General features: G+C 68.7%; 21 protein-coding genes. 10 read left to right on the top strand and 11 right to left on the bottom strand.

The genetic code is table 11. The features are described 5' to 3' along the window. Window positions 1-41 precede the first annotated feature (41 nt). A complete protein-coding gene (locus AB0J62_RS31685; RefSeq protein ID WP_363878786.1) occupies window positions 42-482 on the top strand; it encodes a hypothetical protein in 441 nt (146 codons plus the stop codon). A 29-nt stretch (window positions 483-511) separates the two neighbouring features. Continuing rightward, entirely contained in the window at window positions 512-1951 is a 1440-nt protein-coding gene (locus AB0J62_RS31690) for a multicopper oxidase family protein (protein WP_363878789.1), read from the top strand. Here the strand turns inward: AB0J62_RS31690 and AB0J62_RS31695 are convergent. Then, window positions 1939-2499: a carboxymuconolactone decarboxylase family protein gene (locus AB0J62_RS31695; RefSeq protein WP_363878792.1), complete on the bottom strand. Its 561-nt coding sequence runs from the start codon at window positions 2497-2499 to the stop codon at window positions 1939-1941. The genes AB0J62_RS31690 and AB0J62_RS31695 overlap by 13 nt on opposite strands. A gap of 161 nt (window positions 2500-2660) precedes the next feature. Here AB0J62_RS31695 and AB0J62_RS31700 point away from each other — a divergent pair, with 161 nt between their 5' ends. Further along, window positions 2661-3950 carry a hypothetical protein gene (locus AB0J62_RS31700; RefSeq protein ID WP_363879244.1) on the top strand — a complete coding sequence of 430 codons (1290 nt, stop codon included), beginning with the start codon at window positions 2661-2663 and terminating at the stop codon, window positions 3948-3950. Here AB0J62_RS31700 and AB0J62_RS31705 read toward each other — a convergent pair. The 4 genes from AB0J62_RS31705 to AB0J62_RS31720 are packed head-to-tail and all read right to left on the bottom strand — an operon-like array spanning window position 3936 to window position 6601. After that, window positions 3936-4595 carry a DedA family protein gene (locus AB0J62_RS31705; protein WP_363878795.1) on the bottom strand — a complete coding sequence of 220 codons (660 nt, stop codon included), beginning with the start codon at window positions 4593-4595 and terminating at the stop codon, window positions 3936-3938. The genes AB0J62_RS31700 and AB0J62_RS31705 overlap by 15 nt on opposite strands. A gap of 46 nt (window positions 4596-4641) precedes the next feature. Further along, entirely contained in the window at window positions 4642-5544 is a 903-nt protein-coding gene (locus tag AB0J62_RS31710; RefSeq protein WP_363878798.1) for an SPFH domain-containing protein, read from the bottom strand. Further along, entirely contained in the window at window positions 5532-5978 is a 447-nt protein-coding gene (locus AB0J62_RS31715) for an NfeD family protein (protein WP_363878801.1), read from the bottom strand. Before AB0J62_RS31715 ends, AB0J62_RS31710 begins: the two co-directional genes overlap by 13 nt. 56 nt (window positions 5979-6034) lie before the next feature. Next, a complete protein-coding gene (locus AB0J62_RS31720) occupies window positions 6035-6601 on the bottom strand; it encodes a winged helix-turn-helix domain-containing protein (RefSeq protein WP_363878804.1) in 567 nt (188 codons plus the stop codon). A gap of 53 nt (window positions 6602-6654) precedes the next feature. Between AB0J62_RS31720 and AB0J62_RS31725 the strand changes: the two genes are divergently transcribed. The 6 genes from AB0J62_RS31725 to AB0J62_RS31750 all read left to right on the top strand — a co-directional run bounded on the left by AB0J62_RS31725 (window position 6655) and on the right by AB0J62_RS31750 (window position 16191). Continuing rightward, a complete protein-coding gene (locus AB0J62_RS31725) occupies window positions 6655-7878 on the top strand; it encodes an MFS transporter (RefSeq protein ID WP_363878807.1) in 1224 nt (407 codons plus the stop codon). 9 nt (window positions 7879-7887) lie between these two features. Further along, window positions 7888-9408, top strand: a complete 1521-nt coding sequence (gene lysS / locus AB0J62_RS31730; RefSeq protein WP_363878810.1) for a lysine--tRNA ligase — start codon at window positions 7888-7890, stop codon at window positions 9406-9408. Window positions 9409-9636: 228 nt separating this feature from the next. After that, window positions 9637-9966 (top strand): Lsr2 family protein, encoded by a 330-nt coding sequence (locus AB0J62_RS31735; protein WP_134109801.1) that lies wholly within the window; start codon window positions 9637-9639, stop codon window positions 9964-9966. Between the two features lie 341 nt (window positions 9967-10307). Beyond that, window positions 10308-12857, top strand: a complete 2550-nt coding sequence (locus AB0J62_RS31740) for an ATP-dependent Clp protease ATP-binding subunit (RefSeq protein WP_363878813.1) — start codon at window positions 10308-10310, stop codon at window positions 12855-12857. Window positions 12858-13188: 331 nt separating this feature from the next. Beyond that, complete coding sequence (locus AB0J62_RS31745) at window positions 13189-15171, top strand: kinetoplast-associated-like protein (RefSeq protein ID WP_363878816.1); 1983 nt, start codon at window positions 13189-13191, stop codon at window positions 15169-15171. Between the two features lie 72 nt (window positions 15172-15243). After that, complete coding sequence (locus tag AB0J62_RS31750) at window positions 15244-16191, top strand: DivIVA domain-containing protein (protein ID WP_134109795.1); 948 nt, start codon at window positions 15244-15246, stop codon at window positions 16189-16191. A gap of 45 nt (window positions 16192-16236) precedes the next feature. Here AB0J62_RS31750 and AB0J62_RS31755 read toward each other — a convergent pair whose 3' ends face one another. Then, window positions 16237-17139 (bottom strand): A/G-specific adenine glycosylase, encoded by a 903-nt coding sequence (locus AB0J62_RS31755; protein WP_363878820.1) that lies wholly within the window; start codon window positions 17137-17139, stop codon window positions 16237-16239. 24 nt (window positions 17140-17163) lie between these two features. Between AB0J62_RS31755 and AB0J62_RS31760 the strand changes: the two genes are divergently transcribed. Next, entirely contained in the window at window positions 17164-17820 is a 657-nt protein-coding gene (locus AB0J62_RS31760) for a hypothetical protein (RefSeq protein ID WP_363878823.1), read from the top strand. Here the strand turns inward: AB0J62_RS31760 and AB0J62_RS31765 are convergent, their stop codons facing one another. From AB0J62_RS31765 to radA, 5 genes are all read right to left on the bottom strand, one after another. Further along, entirely contained in the window at window positions 17821-19326 is a 1506-nt protein-coding gene (locus AB0J62_RS31765; RefSeq protein ID WP_363878826.1) for a DHA2 family efflux MFS transporter permease subunit, read from the bottom strand. It lies immediately after the preceding gene. Beyond that, window positions 19302-19874: a PadR family transcriptional regulator gene (locus tag AB0J62_RS31770; protein WP_363878829.1), complete on the bottom strand. Its 573-nt coding sequence runs from the start codon at window positions 19872-19874 to the stop codon at window positions 19302-19304. The genes AB0J62_RS31765 and AB0J62_RS31770 overlap by 25 nt, the downstream gene beginning before the upstream one ends. A 137-nt stretch (window positions 19875-20011) precedes the next feature. After that, a complete protein-coding gene (disA, locus tag AB0J62_RS31775) occupies window positions 20012-21106 on the bottom strand; it encodes a DNA integrity scanning diadenylate cyclase DisA (RefSeq protein WP_363878832.1) in 1095 nt (364 codons plus the stop codon). Window positions 21107-21286: 180 nt separating this feature from the next. Further along, a complete protein-coding gene (locus AB0J62_RS31780) occupies window positions 21287-22234 on the bottom strand; it encodes a beta-ketoacyl-ACP synthase III (protein ID WP_363878835.1) in 948 nt (315 codons plus the stop codon). 152 nt (window positions 22235-22386) lie between these two features. Beyond that, window positions 22387-23787, bottom strand: a complete 1401-nt coding sequence (gene radA, locus AB0J62_RS31785; protein ID WP_363878837.1) for a DNA repair protein RadA — start codon at window positions 23785-23787, stop codon at window positions 22387-22389. Window positions 23788-23790 lie beyond the last annotated feature (3 nt).

Raw genomic sequence — 23790 nt, forward strand, 5'->3', positions numbered from 1 at the left:
GATCTGCATCACCATGAAGCAAGCTACTTTGGGGGGAAGTCATGAGAGCTACCTATCGGGTACTGGCCGGTCTCGTCGCGATCGGTGTGGTGCTGCAAGCAATGTTCATCGCCGTCGGTTGGTTCACCGCGATCAAGGACATGGACGGCGGCCTGGTCATCGACAAGAACTACGAGGGCAACTACGGGCACATGCTCCACGGCCAGTTCGGGATGCTGGTGATTCCGATCCTGGCGTTGCTGCTGCTGATCGCGTCGTTCTTCGCGAAGGTCCCCGGCGGCGTCAAATGGGCGCTGTACGTGGTCGGCCTGGTCGTGCTCCAGATCGCGCTCGCGTTCGTCTCGTTCGGTGCGCCGGTGGTCGGTCTGCTGCACGGCCTGAACGCGTTCGCACTCCTCGGTGTCGCCGCCATGGCGTCGCGCCGCGTGGGTGCTGCTCCGGCCGCGCCCGCTGCCGCGCAGTCCACCGAGGCGACCGCTTAGATGCCTTTGGCAACTGACGGGCGGCGGCCGTGAGGCTGCGGCTGCCGCCTCGCCGGGTGCTGGTCGCGTTGCTCGCGACAATCGTCGTACTGACGCCGCTGGTGTTCTTCTGGACGCGCAGCCTGGTCCCGAACGACCTGTCGCCGATGTCGATGGGGTACGCCGACTACGGCGGTGGCCCGGTGTCGGAGCATGAGCATCACGGCGTCGACGTCAGCGAGCTGACCGGACCGCCGACGCAGAAGCCCGACGTAGTCGTGGATCTGGTCGCCCGCAAAGAGCGGTTCGACATCCCCGGGCGGGGTTCGTTCGACGGTTACACGTTGAACCACACCTCGCCGGGGCCGCGGATCGTCGCAAAACAAGGCGATCTGGTCCAGGTCACGCTGCACAACGACAATGTGGCCGACGGGATCACGCTGCACTGGCACGGTGTCGACGTACCGAATGCCGAGGACGGTGTCGCGGGTGTCACCCAGGACGCGGTCGGCCCGGGGCAGTCGTACGTGTATCGCTTCGTGGCGAAGGACGCGGGCACGTACTGGTACCACTCGCACCAGATCGCGCACGAGCAGGTGCAGAAGGGTTTGTACGGCGTGCTGATCGTCCAGCCCGCGGCGAATGACGTGATCGCCGTCGTGCACACCTACGACAAGATCCGCACGGTCAACGGCGAGTACGGCGAACGGCGGGTGAAGGCACCGGGGCCGACGGCACGCGTGCGGTTGATCAACACCGACAACGGACCGATGGCGATCTGGGTCGACGGCGCGCCGTACAAGGTCGTCGCGGTCGACGGGACCGATGTGAACGCGCCGACCGAGGTGAGCGGGAAGAAGGTGCTCGTGACGGCCGGCGGGCGGGTCGATCTGGAGATGCGCACGGACAGGCCGGTGCGGATCGCGCTCGGCGGCGGACCGACGACGCTGGTGATCGGGAACGGTGACGCGCCGAGCGGGACCGAGCCGAAGGACCGGGTGGATCTGCTGACCTACGGGTCGCCGAAGGCGATCGGGTTCGATCCGGCGAAGGCGACGCGGGTGTTCCGGTACGACATCGGCCGGACGATCGGCTTCTTCGACGGCAAGCCCGGGCTGCGGTTGTGGACGATCAACGGCCACCAGTACCCGGACGTGCCGATGTTCGTGGTGAGCGAGGGCGACATCGTCCGGATGACGATCAAGAACACGTCGGGTCAGGTCCATCCGATGCACCTGCACGGCCATCACCTCGTCGTACTCAGCCGGAACGGGGTCAAGGCGACCGGGAGCCCGTGGTGGACGGACTCCCTCAACGTCGAGGACAAGGAGACCTACGAGGTGGCCTTCGTAGCGAACAACCCGGGCATCTGGATGGACCACTGCCACAACCTGCCGCACGCGTCACAGGGCCTGATCACGCACCTGATGTACAACGGCGTCAGCACGAAGTTCCACCTCGGCGGCGGACCGAACAATCACCCCGAGTAGATCGGGCGGCCGACGGTCAGCGCCGTACGGAGTGTGTCGGGCAGGTTGTTGAAGACCGAGTCGGGCTGCGTGCCGGTGGCGTCCAAGGTCTTGGAGAAGAACGCACGGGCCGCGGCGGCCAGGGCAACGTCGAGTACGTCGGCATCGGTCAGGCCGAGCGCTTTCAGTCCGTCGACGTCTGCCTGGGTGACCGCGTCGGCTCCGAGCGCGACCTTCCGTGCGAACGCCATCACAGCCTCGTCGACCGGGTTGTTCGGCGGCTCGTCGACGAGCGCCGCCACCTCCTCGGCCGTGTAGAACTTGTCGGCCAGCACCTGCCCGTGCGCGAGGCTGCAGTAGCTCGACTTCAGCGCGGTCGCCGCGGCCAGCGTGGCCAATTCGTAGCGGCGCAGATCCATGGACTCCTTGATCGCGCCGTTTAGCTGCTTCCAGGCGTCGTAGACGGCCGGGCGTGCGGCGAAGGTCTGGACGAAGTTGGGCACATGCCCCGCCGGCGCCCGGTTCGCGTCGAAGAACTCCGGTTCCTTCGGTGTGTCGATGAACGCCATCGTGTGTGTTCCCCCCTCTGTGGCTCCTCTCACGGTAGGAGCGTGATACCGATCCGGCAACGGCCATGGGGATCAGGTACTGCGGACTGGGTATGGTTCACCGGTCGGTCGGGACACCGGCACAGTGAGGCAGCTGAGACGAGGTGGTTCGAGTGCGGCGGATGCTCGCCGTGGCGCTGGCAGTGGTCGCGGGTGCGACCTCGCTGACCGCGTGTGCCTCGGATCCGGCGCCGAGCGATGTGGCGGTGGCCTGGGCGCCCAACGGCCGGGCGGCGGTGCTGGTGACCTGGAAGGACACCAACCAGCCGAACCGGATCACGATCGAGGGTGTGCTGAGCGAGAGCCCGTCGTACGTGAAGTACATCCCGGCCGGCGACCCGAACCACTGGGAGATCCCGACCTCGGCGTTCCCGCCGGACGGGAACTACAAGGTCGCGGTGGCGATCGGGACGTCGCAGGGCGGCGTGACCAGCAAGCTCGCCAAGTCGCCGGTGTTCGACACCGACGGGCCGGTGCGGCCGAGTGCGGCCGCGGTGGCTCCGCAGGGGCGCGGGGTGCTGATCAGATGGTCGGTGCCGGTCGCGCCGCAGGACTTCACCCCGAACGACCCGCTGGACGTCAAGGGCAAGAAGACGCAGCGGTACGTGCCGATGGTCGGACGGCCCGGACAACTGCTGAAGGTGATCGGCCCGGCGACGACGTCGAACCGGCAGGTGATCAAGAGCATCAAGCCGCCGTACGCCTTCCAGCTCCGGACGACGAACGAGTGGAGCACGCGGATCGGTGGGCAGGTCCTCGGCCTGACCAGCTCGATCAGCGGCGCAGTGCCGCCGCTGGCGCAGTTCAGTGTGCCGATCCGGGTCCGCGGGCGGGTCATCCTGCACCAGGTCGGCTGCGACCTGGACAGCCCGTGCACGAGTCAACGGGCGACACCGGCCGGGGTGCCGATCGTGGTCCTCACGCAGGTCACGCCGGGCTCGCGGTGGACCCCGGCGGCGCGTGGTGCCACGACGGCGGGCGGGTATTACGACATCGGCGTGCCGACCACGGGGAGCCGCCCGTACAAGATCACCGTGCCGGTGTACACGAAGGCAGGCATGATCACCGGGACCTCGACCAGCAAACCGGCGTACACGAAGAGTGTCGTCCGGCTCGCGTCGGCCGGGTTCGCCGGCGGGGACACGGCCAAGAAGGCCGGCTCGATGGTGACCATCTCGGCGACGGTCAAGCCGGCCCTGAACACCACCGTCATGCTGCAGGCCTGGAACCGGCAGACCCGCACCTGGGCGAACCTCAAGGCGATGGCGATGCGCCAGGGGCAGACCGCACTGGCGTTCAAGGCCGGGCAGCCGGGCGACTTCGTCTACCGGTTCGTGGTCCCGGGCGCGATGATGTTCGGCCGTCCGATGCAGGGCGTCACCACCCCGGGCTTGCAGCTACACGTCCGCTGACTCGGCCGGAGCCGGCTCCAGTACGTCGGTGTGCTTGCGCCGGGTGCGGACCTTGTGGACGACGTACAGCGTGACCACCACGACCGCGATCCCGACCAGCGCCCACAGCGACACCCGGCCGAAGATCTTGTCGGCGTTGTCGCCGACCTTGTACGCGACGACGCCGATGGTGACCGACCAGGCGATGCCGCCGGCGGCGTTGGCGGCCAGGAAGCGCGGGTAGTGCATCCGCAGCATGCCGGCCATCGGGCCCGCGAAGATCCGCAGCAGCGCGACGAACCGGCCGAAGAACACCGTCCAGACGCCGTACTTGTGGAAGTACTTCTCGGCGCGGGCGATCCGGTCCGCGGAGAAGTGGTGGAACCGCCGGCCGAGCCGTTCGAACAACCGGCGGCCTGCCTTGCGGCCGACGAAGTACCCGATCGAGTCGCCGATGATCGCGCCGGCGGCCGCCGCCAGGATCACGAACTCGATCCGCAGATGGTGCTGTGAGGCGAGCAGCGCGGCCGCTACCAGGGTGGTCTCACCCGGCAGCGGGACGCCGATGCTCTCGATGCCGATGACGAGTCCGACCACCAGGTAGGCCAGGACCGCCACCCCGGTCGGGATGGCGATCGCCTGCGCGAGCAACAAAGGTTCCCCCATGTGCCCATAGTGACATCGAGCGACAACCGATTTGGTGACGGGGCAACTATGCCCGGGGGATTTCAGGGTTGTGGCCGTTCTCCGACGGGAGAGCGGCCGGTTTCACCGGCTCGGCCTGCTCGCCGGTGAACGCCTTGGTGACGTTCTGCAACGCCGTCGTGACCTCGGACGGGATGACCCAGAACGTGTTGCCGGGTCCCTTCGCCAGTTCGGGCAGCATCTGCAGGTACTGGTACGCGAGCAGCTTCGGGTCCGGGTCGTTGCGGTGGATCGCGTCGAACACGGTGTCGATCGCCTTCGCCTGGCCCTCGGCCCGCAGGATCGCGGCCTGCCGGTCGCCCTCCGCGGTCAGGATCCGGGACTGCCGCTGGCCTTCGGCGTTCAGGATCGCGGCCCGCTTCTCCCGCTCGGCCCGCATCTGCTTCTCCATCGACTCCTTGATCGACGCCGGCGGCTCGATCGCCTTCAGCTCGACCCGGTTCACCCGGATGCCCCACTTGCCGGACGCCTCGTCGAGGACGCCGCGCAGGATCGAGTTGATGTGCTCGCGCGAGGTCAGCGTCTTCTCGAGGTCCAGGCTGCCGATCACGTTCCGCAGCGTCGTGACGGTCAGCTGCTCGATCGCCTGGATGTAGTTGAAGATCTCGTACGCCGCGGCCCGCGGATCGGTGACCTGGAAGTACAGGACGGTGTCGATGTGGACGACCAGGTTGTCCTCGGTGATGACGGAGTTCGGCTGGAACGAGACCACCTGCTCGCGCAGATCGATCAGCGGCCGGGGCCGGTCGACGAACGGGATGACGACGTTCAGTCCGGGCTCCAGCGTGCGCAGGTACCGGCCGAGGCGCTCGACGTTGCTCGCCCGTGCCTGCGGGACGATGCGGACGGTCCGCAGTACCAGCACGACCGCGAGCACTGCGACGACGATTCCGATGATCAGTTCGGCCATGGCTCCTCCTGAGGGTGGACGAGGGCGGTGGCCCCCTCGATGGCGAAAACGTCGACCCGGGTGCCCGCGGGGATGTGCAGGTCGGGATCGTACGAACGGGCGCTCCACTCCTCCCCGCCGATCCGGACGCGGCCGGCGTCGCGGTCGCAGGGAGCGAGCACCACGGCCTCCCGTCCGATCAGCGCGGCCACCCCGGTGCGCAGATGCGGGTGGCCGGTCAGATGCCGGCGTGCCACCGGCCGGACCAGGGTTGCCAGCGTCGCGGCGGTGACTGCGAAGGCGAGTACCTGGAAGCCGATCCCGAGTCCGATCCCGGCGATCGCAGCCGCGGCGAGCGCCGCGATGGCGAGCAGGAGCAGGTCGAAGGTCGCTGCCATCAACTCAGCCGTGCCGAGGACGGCGGCGACGATCACCCACAGGACCCAGGACTGCATCACAAGTACCTCTAGTTCGAAGGTACTCCTGGATACGTCGTTGTGTAGCTAACGGTTCAGCTCTCTTCGGGCGCCTTCCCGGTCGGCACGATGGCCACCAGGGTGCTGACCGTCCGGGTTCCGGCCGGATGCGCTGCCGCGCTCCGGCCCTTGCGGTAGCTGTCGATCAGAGCCGTCAGTTCGGCGGCGAGCTCGGTCGCTTCGTCGTGGGTCAACCACAGCCGGCTGCGGCTGAGCGAACTGAGTTCCTCCCACGGGTCGTCCGCCGGCAGTTCGTCGAACTGCTCGATCAGCCTGTCGACGTAGGTCCGCATCATCGCCTGGGTCGCCAGCCGGCCCGCGCCCTCGGACTGCGAGGCGATCTTCAGTCCCGTGCCCAGCGCTCGCCACGGACGCTCGCGCCCGTCCTCGGAACTCTCGGCTCGCTCGATCAGGCCCCACCGTTCCAGCGCGCGCAGGTGGTAGCTCGTCGCCGACGGGGTCAGACCGGCCAGCTCGGCACATTCCGTCGCGGTCAGCACCCGGCCGCTGTAGAGCTCGTCGATGATCAGCTGCCGCGCCGGGTGGGCGAGTGCCCGGATCGCCCGCGGGTCCGAGATCTCCACCCGTTTCTGCTTCGCCACGGTCGTCACCCTACCTCTTGACGGCGCAAGTGTGAAGCATTAACTTCACATCTATGAAGCAAACCCTTCAGACTTCGATCTGGTTGCACCGCGACATCCGCCTGGTGCTGCCGGCCCGTGCGCTCTCCTACGCAGGTGACTCGATCGCCCTGATCGCGTTGATGCTGCGCGTGTCCGACGGCCACGGCCCGGCCGCGATCACGGCCCTGCTGCTCGCGGTCGCCGTGCCGACGGTCGCGATGATCCCGTTCGCCGGGCGGATCGTGGACGGGTTCGATTCCCGCACGGTCCTGGTCTGGTCGGGTTTGCTGCAGGTCGTGGCCGGTGTCGGACTCGCCTTCGTGCACGACCTGGTCAACACCTTGCTCCTGGTCTGCGTACTGCAAGTAGGACAAGCAGTCGCCGGTCCCGCCTGGGGAGCGCTGATCCCGCGGATCGTCGGCGAGGAACTCGTCGGCCGGACCACCGGGACGAGTCAGGCCCTGATCGGGGTCGCGACGTTGGCCGGCTCGGCGGCCGGCGGGGTGCTGGTCGGTGCGGCCGGGACGCGTGGTGCACTGCTCGTCGACGCCGGGACCTTCCTGGTTCTCGTCCTTGTCGCCCGAATGGTTCAGACCCGCCGCCGGCCCGAGCCGGCCACCGCCGACCGGCGCGGTGGGGTGTCGGCCGGCCTGCGAGCCATCTTCGGCGACGACGTACTGCGGATCCTGGTGCCGGCGCTCTGGGTGTTCGTGGTTGCCGGTGAAGCGGTGAATGTCGTGGAGGTCTTCCTGATCACCGGCGAGCTCGGCCTCGGCCCGGGCCTGTACGGCGCAGCAGGCGCGGCGACCGGCGCCGGTGCGATCCTGGGTGCCTGGTACAGCGGCCGGCTGCGTGATGACAGGGCGCGATCCCTGGCGGTCGTCGCCGGGATGGCCGCGATCGGCGGGGCCAGCGTGTTAATGGGCCTGGCCGGGAATCTGGTGACACTGATGATCGGGGCCACCGCGATCGGCGTCGGCAGCGGGTTGCTGAACGCGGCGACCAATGCGCTCGTCGTGATGCGGTCGGCCGAGGCCGTCCGCGGCTCGGTGATCGCGGCCCTGAACGGGACTGTCCGGTCCTTCAGCATCCTGGCCATGCTGCTGGGCGGTCTGGCGGGTGCGCTGCTCGGTCCCCGCGGCACGTTCGTGACCGGCGGGGTGGCGTGCGCGGTGGCCTCCGTGGCCGTCGGGGTGCTCCTCGCCAGGGTCGAGGACGGAACAAAGGATTCGGAGCTGGAGGCGGTCAGTCACTAGCCTTGAGCCATGACTGATACGCACGTGGACCCGGTGGACCCCGACAGCGGACAGGACGACCTGCCCGAGCAGATGCGGGTTCGCCGGGAGAAGCGTGACCGTTTGCTGGCCGAAGGCGTCCCGCCGTACCCGATCTCGGTGCCGCGGACGCACCTGCTGAAGGACCTGCGGGCGAAGTACGACGGCCAGGACCTGGAGCCCGACACCCGGACCGGGGAGCAGGTCTCGGTGGTCGGCCGGGTGATCTTCCTGCGCAACACCGGCAAGCTGTGCTTCGTCCGGCTCCGGGAGGGTGACGGGACCGAGCTGCAGGTGATGCTGTCGCTGGCCGACCTGGGTGAGGAGGAGCTGGCCCGGTTCAAGCAGCTCGTCGACATCGGCGACCTGCTGGCCGTTCAGGGCGAGGTGATCACCAGCCGGCGCGGTGAGCTGTCGGTGCAGGTGACCGCGTGGCAGATGGCCGCCAAGACGCTGCGTCCGCTGCCGAACGAGTACAAGCCGCTCAGCGAAGAGGCCCGTGTCCGGATGCGGTACGTCGACCTGATCGTCCGGCCCGAGGCCCGCGAGATGGTCCGCGCGAAGGCGGCCGTGCTGAAGTCGCTGCGCGCGACGTACGACGAGCACGGTTTCGTCGAGGTCGAGACGCCGGTGCTGCAGCTGACCAACGGCGGCGCCGCGGCCCGTCCGTTCAGCACCCACCTGAACGCGTTCGACCAGGAGATGAAGCTGCGGATCGCGCTCGAGCTCGATCTCAAGCGCGCGATGATCGGCGGCGTCGACCGGGTCTACGAGATCGGCCGCACGTTCCGCAACGAGGGGCTGGACTCCACCCACTCGGCGGAATTCTCGATGATCGAGGCCTATCAGGCGTACGGCGATTACGACTCGATGGCCGAACTCATCCAGGAGCTGATCCGGAACGCGGGCCGTGCGATCGGTCGTACGACGATCACTGGGCGCGACGGTTCGACGATCGACATCGAGCAGCCGTTCCAGCACGCGACGCTTTTCGGGTTGCTCTCCGAAGCCGTCGGCGAGAGCGTCGACGTGACCACCGACCTGGCCACTCTGACCAAGTTGGCCGAGCAGCACGACGTCGAGCTGCAGCCGGGCCGGAATGCCGGTGAGATCGCGGTGGACTTGTTCGAGAAGCTCTGCGAGCACACGTTGATCCAGCCCACCTTTGTCCGCGACTATCCGGAGTCGGCACGGCCGCTGGCCAAGCCGCACCGCGAAATTCCGGGCCTGGTCGAGGCCTGGGACCTGTTCTTCAACGGGGTCGAGCTCGGGGTGGCGTACTCCGAGCTGAACGACCCGGTGATCCAGCGCGATCGCCTGGTGTCGCAGTCGTTGCTGGCCGCGGCCGGCGATCCGGAAGCCATGGAGCTGGACGAGGACTTCCTCCGGGCGATGGAATTCGGGATGCCGCCGGCCGGTGGCATGGGGATGGGCCTGGACCGCTTGGTGATGCTTCTCACCGGGACCGGTATCCGGGAGACGATTCTCTTCCCGTTGCTCCGGCCGGAATGACGCTCCGAATCCCTCCGCAGATCGTTGCATAGCACAACGGACTCGTTCGGCAAATCCGGGGTCAATTGATTCTGGTCCAGCCGGTTTCGGACGGGTTGAATACTCAAAGTTACGATCGCTGCGCGGCGTCGATGAATGACACGAACCCGGTTTGTGCGGTACAAATCAGGTGCAAACAATTCGGCAGGGGGATTGTGCCCGATGGCGGGCGCGGAAAGGTTGTCATCGATGGCGCAAAGGGTTCAGGTGGTTCTCGAGGACGATCTCGACGGCGGTAAGGCCGACGAGACCGTCACCTTCGGGCTGGACGGAACGACGTACGAGATCGACCTGTCGAAGAAGAACGCCGCGAAACTGCGTGACGCACTGGCCGCCTATGTCGGCTCGGGCCGCCGGGTCTCCGGCCGCCGCGGTGGCGCCGGCCGCACGCGGGGCCGCGGCCGCTCGGCGTCGGACTCCGCCGACATCCGGGCCTGGGCCAAGGAGAACGGCTACGAGGTCAGCGAGCGGGGCCGGATCTCCGCCGAGGTGCGCGCGGCGTACAACGAAGCCAAGTAACTTTTCCTTCACCCGGTCCCGGCTCCCTTCATTGGGGTGCCGGGACCGTCCGCATTCCGGTTGTTTCACAGAGTGGGACACGGCGTGTCGGGGCTGATGACTGACCGGACAGGTAGTCGGGGAAATTCGCTGGTGGCGAACATGCTGTCTGATCGGGTCCACGCGGGAACACGCTGGTGATCAGTGCGGTTGTCCCCTTGTGATGCCACCCGGGCAGTCGACGGACGCGTGATCGGATGTTCGCCGAGAGCGAGCCTGTCGGCACCGGGGACTAGCATGCATGTACGGGGGTCGGCCACCACGGCACGTCCGACTCCTCTGAGGCAAGGAGCGCTTTGGCGATGTTTGAACGATTTACGGACCGCGCCCGTCGGGTAGTCGTCCTGGCTCAGGAAGAGGCCAGGATGCTCAGCCACAACTACATCGGGACCGAGCACATCCTGCTCGGCCTGATCCACGAGGGTGAAGGGGTCGCCGCCAAGGCTCTCGAGAGCCTGGGTATCTCGCTCGAGGCCGTTCGCTCCCAGGTCGAGGAGATCATCGGCCAGGGGCAGCAGGCCCCGAGCGGGCACATCCCGTTCACCCCCCGCGCCAAGAAGGTGCTGGAGCTCTCCCTGCGCGAGGCCCTGCAGCTGGGCCACAACTACATCGGCACCGAGCACATCCTGCTCGGTCTCATCCGCGAGGGTGAGGGTGTCGCCGCGCAGGTCCTGGTCAAGCTCGGTGCGGACCTGAACAAGGTCCGGCAGCAGGTCATCCAGCTGCTGAGCGGTTACCAGGGCAAGGAGACCTCGACTGCCGGTGCGCCCACCGAGGGCGCCCCCAGCAGCTCCCTGGTGCTCGACCAGTTCGGCCGGAACTACACCCAGTCCGCTCGTGAGGCGAAGCTCGACCCGGTGATCGGGCGCGAGACCGAGATCGAGCGGGTCATGCAGGTGCTGTCCCGGCGGACCAAGAACAACCCTGTCCTGATCGGTGAGCCGGGTGTCGGCAAGACCGCCATCGTGGAAGGTCTGGCCCAGCAGATCGTCCGTGGTGACGTTCCGGAGACGCTGAAGGACAAGCAGATCTACTCCCTCGACCTGGGCGCCCTGGTAGCCGGTTCGCGCTACCGCGGTGACTTCGAGGAACGCCTGAAGAAGGTGCTCAAGGAGATCCGCACCCGCGGCGACATCGTGCTGTTCATCGACGAGATCCACACCCTCGTCGGGGCCGGCGCGGCCGAGGGCGCGATCGACGCCGCGAGCATCCTGAAGCCGATGCTCGCCCGCGGTGAGCTGCAGACGATCGGCGCGACCACCCTCGACGAGTACCGCAAGTACGTCGAGAAGGACGCTGCGCTCGAGCGCCGGTTCCAGCCGATCCAGGTGGCCGAGCCCTCGATCGCACACACGATCGAGATCCTCAAGGGCCTCCGCGACCGGTACGAGGCGCACCACCGGGTGACGATCACCGATGCCGCGCTGGTGAACGCCGCGCAGATGGCCGACCGGTACATCTCGGACCGGTTCCTGCCGGACAAGGCGATCGACCTGATCGACGAGGCCGGGGCCCGGTTGCGGATCCGCCGGATGACGGCTCCGCCGGACCTGCGTGAGTTCGACGAGAAGATCGCGACCGTTCGCCGGGAGAAGGAGTCGGCGATCGACGCGCAGGACTTCGAGCGCGCCGCGCGGCTGCGTGACGACGAGAAGAAGCTCATCAACGCGAAGTCCGAGCGGGAGAAGCAGTGGAAGGCCGGCGACATGGATGTCGTCGCCGAGGTCGACGAGGAGTTGATCGCCGAGGTGCTGAGCACCGCGACGGGCATCCCCGTGTTCAAGCTGACCGAGGAAGAGTCGTCCCGGCTGCTCGACATGGAGAAGGAACTCCACAAGCGCTACATCGGCCAGGAGGACGCGGTCAAGGCGCTGTCCCGTTCGATCCGGCGTACCCGCGCCGGGCTGAAGGACCCGCGTCGCCCGAGCGGCTCGTTCATCTTCGCCGGCCCGTCCGGTGTCGGTAAGACCGAGCTGTCGAAGGCACTGACCGAGTTCCTGTTCGGCGACGAGAACGCGCTGATCAGCCTCGACATGTCGGAGTACTCGGAGAAGCACACGGCCTCCCGGCTGTTCGGTTCGCCTCCCGGGTACGTCGGCTACGAAGAGGGTGGCCAGCTGACCGAGAAGGTCCGCCGCAAGCCGTTCTCCGTGGTGCTGTTCGACGAGGTGGAGAAGGCCCACCCGGACATCTTCAACTCGTTGCTGCAGATCCTGGACGAGGGTCGTCTGACCGACGCCCAGGGCCGCGTGGTCGACTTCAAGAACACCGTGATCATCATGACCACGAACCTGGGCACCAAGGACATCGCCAAGTCGGTGAGCCTCGGCTTCTCCCAGGCGAACGATGTGAGCGGTTCGTACGAGAAGATGAAGTCGAAGGTCACCGAGGAGCTCAAGCAGCACTTCCGGCCCGAGTTCCTGAACCGTGTCGACGAGATCGTGGTCTTCCACCAGCACACGATGGACGACATCGTCCGGATCGTGGACCTGATGGTGGCCCAGATCGAGCAGCGGCTGAAGGACAAGGACATGGGGATCGAGCTCACCCCGGCAGCCAAGAAGCTGGCCGCCGAGCGTGGATTCGACCCGGTGCTGGGCGCCCGTCCGTTGCGTCGCGCGCTGCAGCGTGACATCGAGGACGTGCTGGCCGAGAAGATCCTGTTCGGAGAGCTGCGTCCCGGCCAGATCGTCCTGGTCGACGCGATCCCGGAGGGCAAGGTCAACGACGACGGTGTGACCGAGTTCTTCACCTTCAAGGGCAACGAGAAGTCCTCGGCGTCCGACCTGGAGCTGACCGACCTGACCGCCGGTGGCGGCACCGGCCCGGCTTCCGGCGTGCAGGACTCGTAACAAACGCCAACCCAGAAGGCCCCGCTCCGGCGGGGCCTTCTGCATGTCCGGAGGCCGGCAGTGGTCCAGGCCGGAGTACTGCGCTTCGCTTCTGAGTACCGGTGCGACACGCCTGATTTGCGCGAAGGCTACTGACTGGTCGTATCGTCCTGCGGAGCGTGACCAGTTCGATACGGGAGTGGGTCGCGCCCGCCAACGGATCGATGGGAAGATCGCGCGACTGCTGATGAAGCAGTTACCTACCGCCTGTCTACCGCGTTGTAACCCTGTGAGCACGCTGTTCGGACCCGGACTGTCGGAAAGGGGGCCGGGGATGGAATCATCTCGTCGCATGGACGCTCCGCGTCTGCCCCTGACCAAGGAACCGGTCGCTGACACCGGTTCCTTTGGCGTGCGGCAGGCCGGCGGCGTGCTCGAGCGGGCCCAGCGGATCGCCGACACGTTGCGCGAGCAGGCCGAGCACGAGAACGACCTGGCCCGCGAAGAGGCCACCCGGATCCGCGCCGAGAACGAGCGCCTGAAGGCCGAGGCCGAGGCCGCCGCCCGGAAGCTCCGGACCGACGCGATGACGGCCGCCCAGCGGGTCCTGAACGACGCGGAGCGAGCCGCCGAACAGCTCCGGACCGACTCCGAGGCCGAGGCCGAGCGCGTCCGCTCAGAGGCCGAGGAAGCCGCCGACCGGCTGCGCGCCGAGTCCACCGCCGAAGCCGAGCGGGTCCGGCGCGATGCCGCCGCCGCGGCCGACAAGCTGACCAATGACGCGAACGGGGAAGCCGAGCGGGTCCGGTCCGAGGCCACCGCGTTCGCGGAGCGGCTGAAGGCCGAGTCCGAGTCTGCCGCCGAGCAGCTCCGCGCCGCTGTCGCCGACGAGGTCGCGAAGCGCCGGTCCGAGTCGGAGGCAGCGGCCGAGAAGCTGCAGAGGGAGAGCCAGGCGACCGCCGACCAGTTGCGGGCGGAGTCGCAGGCCGCGGCGCAGCGCAGGATCGCCGCCGCCGAGAGCGAAGCAGCTCGGCTGAAGGAAGAGGCCGACGAGCTGCTCGAAGAGGCCCAGCTCGCGCGCGAGTCGGCGCAGGCCACCGTCGAGCGGGCCGGCAAGGAAGCGCAGCAACTGGTCTCCGACGCCGGTGAGCAGGCCGGGCTGGTGTCCCAGGCCGCCGCGCGCAACGAGGCCGCCCTGATCGCGCGGGCCGAGTCCGAGGCCGCCGAGCTGCGGGCCGCGGTCGAGCGTGAGGTCGAGGCGGCCCGGGAGAAGGCCCGGCGCGAGATCGGTGAGGCGCATGCCGAGATCGAGCGGCTGCGCGGCGAGAACCGGACCGAGCTCGAGCGCCGTACCGCGGAGCTGGAGGAGACCGAGCGGGCCAAGCTGGCCGCGATCTCGCTGGAGATCGACAAGCTGCGGGCCGAGGCCGTCGCCGAGATCGCCGAGCGCAAGGCCGAGGCCGAGGCCGGTAACGAGCGGCTGATGGCCGACGCGAGGGCCCAGGCCAAGCTGGTCGTCGACTCGATCGAGGCCGACCGGCGCACGGCGTCCGCCGAAGCGCAGCGGATCGTCGAGGACGCGAACAAGGCGGCCGAGGCGGCGATGGCCGAGGCCGAGAAGCAGACGCTGTGGAGCAAGAAGACCGTCGACGACCTGATCGGCGCCGCGGAGAAGGAAGCACAGGCGATCCGCGCCGCGGCCGCCGCCGACGCGACCGAGCTGATGCGGCGCAAGCGTGCGCATCTGCGCCGCGTCGTCGGCCGCTCGACCAGCCGCCTGAAGCAGACCCAGGACGCGATCGCCAAGGAGAACGCCGAGCTCACCGCGCTCGCCGAGACGACGCTGTACTCCGCCGGCGAGCAGGCCGAGGCGACACTGGCGGCCGCCAAGCAGGAGGCCGAGAAGGTCACCGCCCAGGCGCAGGCCCGGGCCGACCGGCTGAAGGCCGCGGCCGCGAACGACGCCCGCGAGATCATCGAGCGGGCCAACCGTCGTGAGGCCGAGGCAGAGGCCGCGACCCAGCATCTGCGCGAGCGCGCGGCCAACGACCTGGCCGAAGCACAGCGCCAGTCGCACGAGCTGATCCGCAGGTCGCGGGGCGAAGCCCAGCAGCTCGAGGCGCAGGCGCGCGAGCACGCCGATAGTCTGCGCGCACAGGCCCGAAAACTTCTCGCCGAAGCCGAGGCGAGGGTCGCGGCGTTGAACCAGCGCCGTGATGAGATCACCAAGGAGCTCACCCAGCTTTCGGGTGTGATCGAGGCACTCGCTGTACCGGGGTTCCGCCCAGGTGGTGGAATGTCTTCCAGTGAGGGTTCCACGGGGGAATCAGGATGAGGACGTGACAGTCAGATCCTTGTCAGTGACAATGTGTGATCCACCCACCCATCGAAGTGAGCATCGGAAAACATGAGCAGTGAAAGCCCAACCCCGTTCCGTACCGTTCTGCGTGGCTACGAGCCTGCCCAGGTGGACCAGCACATCCGTGAGCTGACCACCTCTCTGACTGCGCTGCAGCAGCAGTCCGAGCAGCTGCAGCGTCATGTGCAGGAGCTGCAGTCCCGCACGGACGCAGCGGAAGCGGCCGTCATCTCCGCCCAGGAGGACTCCAAGGACCGCACGCCCACCTTCACCGAGTTCGGTGAGCGCGTCGCGAAGATCCTGTCGCTGGCCGACGACGAGGCCCGTGACCTGGTGACCCGCGCCCGCACCGATGCCGAGGCGATCGTCGCCGACGGTGAGGCGCACGCGAAGAAGGTCCGCAAGGAGGCCGAGCAGTACTCCCTGGACTGGAAGAGCGAGGTCGACGCCGAGGCCGCCCGGATCCTCGAAGAGGCCCGGACCCAGGCCGACGACATGCGCGACGAGGCCGAGCGCGACGCCACCGCGCGCCGCAGCGAGGCCCAGGCGCTGTACGAGCAGGAGCGGGCCAAGTCCGCTCAGGCTGCGGCCGCCTTCGAGACCACCCTGGCCGAGCGCCGGGGCAAGGTCGAGCAGGAGTTCGCTGCTCGCACCGCGCTGGCCGAGCAGCAGCTGGCCGCCGTCACCGACCGCGCCGCCCAGGTGCAGCGGGAGGCCGACCGGTCGCGTTCCGAGGCCGAGCGGTTGTCGCAGCAGCAGCTGGCCGACGCCAACCGGCAGGCCCAGGAGATCGTCGCCGCCGCGAAGGACAAGGCCGAGCGGATCCGCGCCGAGTCCGAGCGTGAGCTCGCCGCCGCGACGCAGCGTCGCGACAGCATCAACGCGCAGCTGACCAACGTCCGCCAGATGCTGGCGACGCTGTCCGGCAGCCCGGCGATGCCGCTCGACCTGCTGGCCGACGACGAAGAAGAAGCCGCCGGCAGCAAGAAGAACTGAAGCAGCACCTAAGGGGCCGGCTCGAGTCGTCGAGCCGGCCTCTTGCTATTGGGGTAGCCGGTAGCGCTTGCGGGCGAGCGGTTCGACGAGGCCGTCGGCAACCAATCCGTCCAGCGCACGTTCGCGCTGGACGGCATCCGGCCAGGACGCGTCCAGCTTGTCCTTGGGCACCGGCGCCGACGCGGCCCGGAGTACGGCGAGAAGACGGCCGCGGGCTTGGCGGTCGGTGCCTTCGTACGTCTGGCCGCGGCGCGGCGGGCCGTCGTACGGCGGGCTGCCGGCGCGGACCCAGGCGCACTGCGAGCGGATCGGGCAGTCGGCGCAGCGCGGCGTCCGCGCGGTGCAGATGAGTGCGCCGAGCTCCATCGAGGCGACGGCCCAGCGGGCGGCTGTCGGCGCGTCAGCCGGGAGCGCGCCAGCCGCCAGGCGCTGATCTGCGGCGGTGGGGGAGATGCTGGGCTGGGCGACGCCGGTCAGGGCTCGGGCGAGGACCCGGCGGACGTTGGTGTCGACGACGGCATGACGCTGGCCGAAGGCGAACGACGCGATCGCGGCGGCCGTGTACGTTCCGACGCCCGGAAGTGCGAGCAGTGCGGCATGGTCGTCCGGCACCTCGCCGCCGTGACGCTCCACAATCGCCTGAGCCGCCGCGTGCAGCCGCAGGGCGCGCCTGGGGTACCCGAGCCGGTCCCAGGCCCTTACAGCCTCACCAGGGGCCGCTGCGGCCAGGTCCACCGGCTTCGGCCACCGCTCCAACCAGCTCCGGTACGCCGGCAGCACCCGGTTCACCGGCGTCTGCTGCAGCATGAACTCACTGACCATCACCGCCCACGCCCCCGCACCCGGCTCCCGCCACGGGAGCGTGCGGGCGTTGGCGTCGTACCAATTCAGCACCGGTCCGTGAAGAGCGGTGGCGGCGAGTGACGGCGAGCCTGACTGGTCGAGCACAGGCCCGATATTAGAGTGCGCTTCATGAGCAGCCTGCTCCGTCCGGTCGGGCACCTGCCCGCCAGCGTGTACTGGTTCCGCCGGGGACTGGTGCTCGCGGTCGTAGTCGTGCTGGTCTTTCTGATCTCCCGGCTGTTCTCCGGCGACGGCGACGCGCAGAACACCGCCGCGACCGACCCGCAGCCGAACCCGTCCGGCGCCCCGCCGGCCTCGGCCCCGAGCACCTCACCGAGTACGACGCCGACTCGGACGCCTACCCCGACGCCGACACCGACGAAGACCACGCCACCCGCGGACCTGGCCTGCAAGGGCTCCGACGTACGGATCGACGCGCTGCCGGGCAACCGTAAGATCGTCTCCGGCTCGATGCTGAACTTCGTGGTCCAGCTGACCCCGGCCGATGACGGGTGCAAGGCAACGATCAGCAACGACACGCTGACCGTGATCGTCACGTCGGGCAAGGACCTGATCTGGAGCACCAGCCAATGCAGCAAGGTGATCCAGACCGCCACGCTGGTCGTTGCCAAGGGCAAGCAGGCTGCCGTCACAGTGCCGTGGAACGGTCACCGCTCCGGGCCTGGCTGTCTACCGGGTCAACCGGTCGCCAAGCCCGGAACGTACGTCGTCAAAGCCGAGTACGACGGCCACCTGTCGAGCGCACAGGCCTTCCAGGTCGTCTGATCAGGCGGCCTTCGCCTGCTGGGTGGCGCCTTCGGTCTTCTTCTGCAGGTGCGACGGGGCCACGAACAGCAGCGCTGCGACCAACCCGATCAGCAGTACTGCGGCCGGCAGTATGAGCGACTGCGCCATCGAGTCGCTGAAGCCTTGCCGCACGGCCTCCGGCAACTTGCCGGTGAACCCTTCGGACGCGCCCCCGCCCATCCCCGGCAGGTTGTGCGCCAGCCGCGACTCCATCAGTACCGCGATGCTCGCACTGCCCAGCACCGCGCCGACCTGACGCGTCGTGTTGTAGACGCCCGCACCGGCGCCGGCCTGGTGCATCGGCAGGTTCCGCGTCGCGGTCGTGCCGATCGGCGCCCACATGAAACCGTTGGCCACACCAAGCAGTGCGATCGGCAGCAGCAGCTTCCAGATCGCGACGTCGGGCTCGATCACCTGGCTCATCCAGAACATCGACACCGAGCAGCACAGCAGCCCGAACCCGGCGATGAACCGCGGCGGCGTACGGTCGACCAGCCGGCCGACGAACGGCGCGAGCGCGCCGGAGATGACCGCCATCGGCACCAGCAGCAGCGCGGACCTGGTCGGCGACAGCCCGCGGACGGCCTGTGCGTACAGCATCAGCGGGAACGCCATCGCGGTGATCGCGAACCCGACAGTGGTGATCGCGACGTTCGCCAGCGAGAAATTGCGGTCCTTGAACAGCCCCAGCGGCAGCAACGGCTCGCCGCGGTTCCGGGACTGCCAGAAGATGAAGATCGCCAGCACGACCAGGCCGGAGATGATCAGCGACCACACCGTGATCGGGCCCTTGATCTGACCCCAGTCGTACTTCTGCCCCTCCTGGATGCCGAACACCAGCAGGAACAGGCCGACCGCGCTCAGCACCACGCCGATCAGGTCGAACTTGTGCTGGTGCGTCGGCAGGTCCGGCACCAGCCGCAGTGCCAGGAAGAAGCCGATCACGCCGATCGGCGCGTTGATGAAGAAGATCCACTGCCAGCCGAGCCCGTCGACGAGCACGCCGCCGAGGATCGGGCCGACCAGCGTCGCCACGCCGGCGGTCGCGCCCCACAAGCTCATCGCCCGGCCGCGCTGGTCCGGCGGGAAGATCCGGGTGATGACGGCCATCGTCTGCGGCGTCATCATGGAGGCGCCGAGACCCTGGAAGACGCGGGCAACGATCAGCATCTCGATCGAGTTGGTCAGCCCGCACCAGACCGACGCGAGCGTGAACAACGCCAGTCCGGTCAGGTAGAGCTTCTTCGGGCCGACCCGGTCGCCGAGGCGTCCGGTGATCAGCAGCGGTACGGCGTACGCCAGCAGGTAGGCGCTGGTCACCCAGACGACGGTGCCGACGTCCGACCCGAGGTCCTCGAGGATCGCCGGCGTCGCGACCGAGACGATGGTCGAGTCGACCAGGATCATGAAGAAGCCGAGCACCAACGCCCACAGTGCCGGCCACGGCCGCACCTCGGGCCTCACTGCGTCTTGTCCGGTTGCCATTCCAGGTCCTTGCTCTCGATACGTTCGATGATGGTGGTGAGCCAGTCGCGTTCCGCCGCGACCTGTGCTCGGACATAGGTGCCGGCCAGCCAGTACGCCTCCGGTACGTCGCGGGCCTTGGCGCCGGCCATCGCCTTGTCCACGTCGGCCAGCCAGAAGTCCATCTCCTCGATCCGGCGACGGAACCGCAGTACGGCGTCCTCGGCGTCGAGGTTGTGCGCCTCGGCCAGGAACACCGGGAAGACCGGGTACTCGTAGACGAAGGTCTCGATACCGCTCTCGACTCGCCGGACCATCGCGTCCCGACCGGCCGGGGTGAGCTCGTACGTCGTCCGCTCGGGGCGGTTCCCGGCCCGGTCGGTGCCGATCGCACGGACGTACTCCTGCCCGGCCAGCCGCTCGACCGTGTGGTAGAGCGAACCGGGCCGGACCTTCACGATCCGGTGGTTATGCCGGCTGACGAGCAGTTGGTACATCTCGTAGGCGTGCATCGGCTTCTCCTCGAGCAACGCCAGCACCGAGATCGCCAGCGGGGTGAGGTCGGCCATGATCCTCCAGCTGGATTGTTCCGCGCCAAATGTTCCATGTGGAGTATTAGCCGATCCGTGCCGAAACGCAAGACGCCCCCGGTTCTTTCACGAACCGGAGGCGTCAGGTGACTGCGAGTGGCGAGGGCGTGTCCGGCCTAGACGTAGCGTTCCAGGATGCTGGACTCGGCCAGCCGGGACAGGCCCTCGCGGACCGTGCGGGCGCGGTTCTCGCCGACGCCCTCGACCGTCTGCAGGTCGTCGATGCTTGCCGCGAGCAACTTCTGTAGGTGGCCGAAGTGGTCGATCAGCCGGTCGATCACGGCACCGGGAAGACGCGGCACCTTGGCCAGCAGCCGGTAGCCGCGCGGGGTGACCGCGGCGTCGAGCTGTTCGGCGCCGCCGAGCTGCAGGGCGCGGGCGACCTGGCCGATGTCGAGCAGGTCGGTCGGGCTGACCGCGTCGAGCTCGAGCAGTACGTCGTCGGCCGTCTTGGCCCGGCGACCCGTGGCCGGCGGGAGGTAGTCGCGGACGACCAGCTCGCGTTCCCCGGCGACTCCGGCGACGAGCTCGTTGAGCTGGAGCGTGAGCAGCCGGCCGTCGGTGCCGAGCTCCACGACGTACCCGTCGATCTCGGTGGCGATCCGGCGGACCATCTCCAGCCGTTGCGCGACCGCGGCGACGTCCCGGACCGTGACCAGGTCCTCGATCTCGAGCGCGGACAGCGTGCCGGACACCTCGTCAAGACGCAGCTTGTACCGCTCGAGGGTCGCGAGGGCCTGGTTCGCGCGGGACAGGATCGCGCCGGAGTCCTCAAGCACGTACCGCTGGTCGTCGACGTACAGCGCGATGATGTGCATCGACTGCGAGACCGAGATCACCGGGAACCCGGTCTGCCGCGCCACCCGGTCGGCGGTCCGGTGCCGGGTGCCGGTCTCCTGGGTGACGATCGCCGGATCCGGCATCAGGTGTACGGCGGCGCGGATCAGCCGGGTCGCCTCGCGGTCGAGGACGATCGCGCCGTCCATCTTGCTGAGCTCGCGCAATCCGGTCGCGGTGAATTCGACGTCGATCTCGAAGCCGCCGGTGGAGATCGCGTCGACGGCCTTGTCGTGGCCGAGCACGATCAGCGCGCCGGTCCGGCCGCGCAGGATCCGTTCCAGGCCTTCGCGCAGTTCGGTGCCGGGCGCGACCGCCGCGAGCGTCGCACGCAGGCGGGCGCCGGTGCTGTTCTTGTCCGAGTTCGGTGCCACGGAACCTGAGTCTATGCGGTTACGCGGATGCAGTTGTGCGGATATCTGCTGCTCGGCCGGACGCACGCGATGTCGCGCGGTCCGCACCGGCGGTTGCGCGTGCACCCGCCCGTGCATCCGGTCCGTGCAGTACTGGATTCCCGCGTGATCACGGGCAACGGCGGTACGTCGGTTGCCGCGTCAGGGGCAGCGGATGACCTGTCCGGCGTACGAGAGGCCGCCGCCGAATCCGAACAGCAGCACCGGCGCGCCGGACGGGATCTCGCGCTTCTCGACCAGCTTCGACAGCGCGATCGGGATGCTCGCGGCCGACGTGTTGCCGGACTCCACGACGTCCTTGGCGACCACCGCGTTGGTCGCGCCGAGCCGCTTCGCGAGCGGCTCGATGATGCGCAGGTTGGCTTGGTGCAGGACGACGCCGCCGAGGTCCTCGGGCTTCAGCCCGGCCTTCTCGCAGACCTGCTGGGCGATCTCGGGCAGCTGCGTGGTGGCCCAGCGGAAGACGCTCAGGCCTTCCTGCTGGAATGGGCCTTCGCGGCCCTCGATCCGGACCGCGTCCGACATCTCCGGCACTGAGCCCCAGACCACCGGGCTGATCCCGGCTGTGTCATCGGTGTCGTCGGCGACCACGACGGCAGCGCCGGCGCCGTCGCCGATCAGCACGCAGGTGGTGCGGTCGGTCCAGTCGGTCCAGTCGCTGAGCTTCTCGACGCCGATCACGACGGCCTTGGTCGCGGCGCCGGCCCGGATCGCCTGGTCGGCGGTGGCCAGCGCGTACGCGAAGCCGGAGCACGCGGTGTTCAGGTCGATCGCGGCCGGGTTGCCGAGGCCGAGCCGGGCGGCGACGCGGGCGGCGATGTTCGGCGAGCGGTCGATCGCCGTACAGGTGGCGACGATCACGTAGTCGATCTCGGCGATGTCCAGGCCGGCGTTCGCGATCGCCTTGTCGGCGGCGCGCCAGGCCATCTCGTCGACGGACTCGTCCGGGGCCGCGATCCGGCGCTCGCGGACGCCGACCCGGCTCTGGATCCACTCGTCGTTGGTCTCGACCATGGTGGCGAGCTCGTCGTTGGTGAGCACCCGTTCCGGCTGGTAGTGGCCGAGCGCGACAACTCTTGATCCGGTCATCAGGTGCTCCTGCAGTCATCAAGGGCTTCCAGGTTCGACGATGAACCCGGCGTGGGGGCGCCCCTAGGGTACGTTCCCGAGCGGGAGTCTGTTGATCCCCCGTCCGTCCTGTGGCGAGGAACGTGGCGGGAACGTGGCGGGGAACACAGCCCTCAGGCGAGACCGGCGGCCATCAGCGCGGAGGGCAGGTCCGGCGCGGCGAAGGTACGCAAGCCGTACTTCTTCTGGATGTCCATCGGCTTGAGGTCCTTGCTCCGATTCGGGATGTCGGCCGGGACGATCGCCTTGGTGAACCCGAGCCGGGCCGCCTCCGCGAGCCGCTTCTCCAGGCCGCCGACCCGCCGGACCTCGCCGGCCAGGCCGACCTCGCCGATCGCGATCAGCCCGGGGTGGATCGGCTTGTCCATCACCGAGGACGCGACCGCGATCGCGACGGACAGGTCCGCGACCGGCTCGGTGATCTTCACGCCGCCGACGGTTGCGACGTACACCTCTTTGTCGGTCAGCTTCAGCCCGGCGCGATTCCCGAGCACGGCGAGGACCATCGCGACTCGCGAAGACTCCAGCCCGGAGGTGGTCCGGCGCGGTTGTGGCGCCGCGGACGGCCCGACCAAGGCCTGTACTTCGGCCAGCAGCGGACGCCGGCCCTCCATCATCACCGTCACACAGGTCCCGGCGACGGGCTCGGCGTGCTCGGACACGAACAGGCCGGTCGGGTCGGTGACCTCGACGATCCCGGTGTCGACCATGTCGAAGCAGCCGACCTCGTCCGAGGGGCCGAACCTGTTCTTCGTCGCGCGCACCATCCGGAACCCGGAATGCCGGTCGCCGTCGAATGCGAGCACGACGTCGACGAGGTGCTCGAGCATCCGCGGACCGGCGATCGCGCCGTCCTTGGTCACGTGGCCGACCAGCACGACCGCGATGTGCCGCTCCTTCGCGAGCCGGACCAACGCGCCCGTGACCTCGCGAACCTGCGTGACACCACCCGGCGCGCCGTCGACCTCGGGGTGGGCCATCGTCTGCACCGAGTCGATCACCAGGAACGCCGGCTCGACCGCGTCGATCTGCCCGACCACGGCAGACAGATCGGTCTCCGCGGCAAGAAACAGTTCGTCGACGAGAGCGTCCGTACGACCAGCACGCAGGCGCACCTGAGCAGCTGACTCTTCGCCGGAGACGTAGAGAGTCCGCTGGCCGCCGCGCGCGGACTGCGCCGCGACCTCCAGCAGCAGCGTGGACTTGCCGACACCCGGCTCACCCGCGAGCAGGATCACCGCGCCCGGCACGACGCCGCCGCCGAGCACGCGGTCGAGCTCGCCGATGCCGGTCGGGCGCGATTCGGCCTCGATCGCGGAAACCTTGGCGATCGGCATCGCGGGCGACGACACCGGACCTGCCGTGATTCGCGCGGCCTTCGGCGCACCGACCTCGGCGACCGTGCCCCAGGCCTGGCACTCGCCACAGCGCCCGATCCAGCGCGCCGACGTCCACCCGCACTCCGAGCACGCGTACGCCGGCTTGCCCTTAGCCTGTGTCGCCACCTTCGCCATGGC

The sequence above is a fragment of the Kribbella sp. NPDC049584 genome, assembly GCF_040675555.1.
Lineage (GTDB): Bacteria > Actinomycetota > Actinomycetes > Propionibacteriales > Kribbellaceae > Kribbella.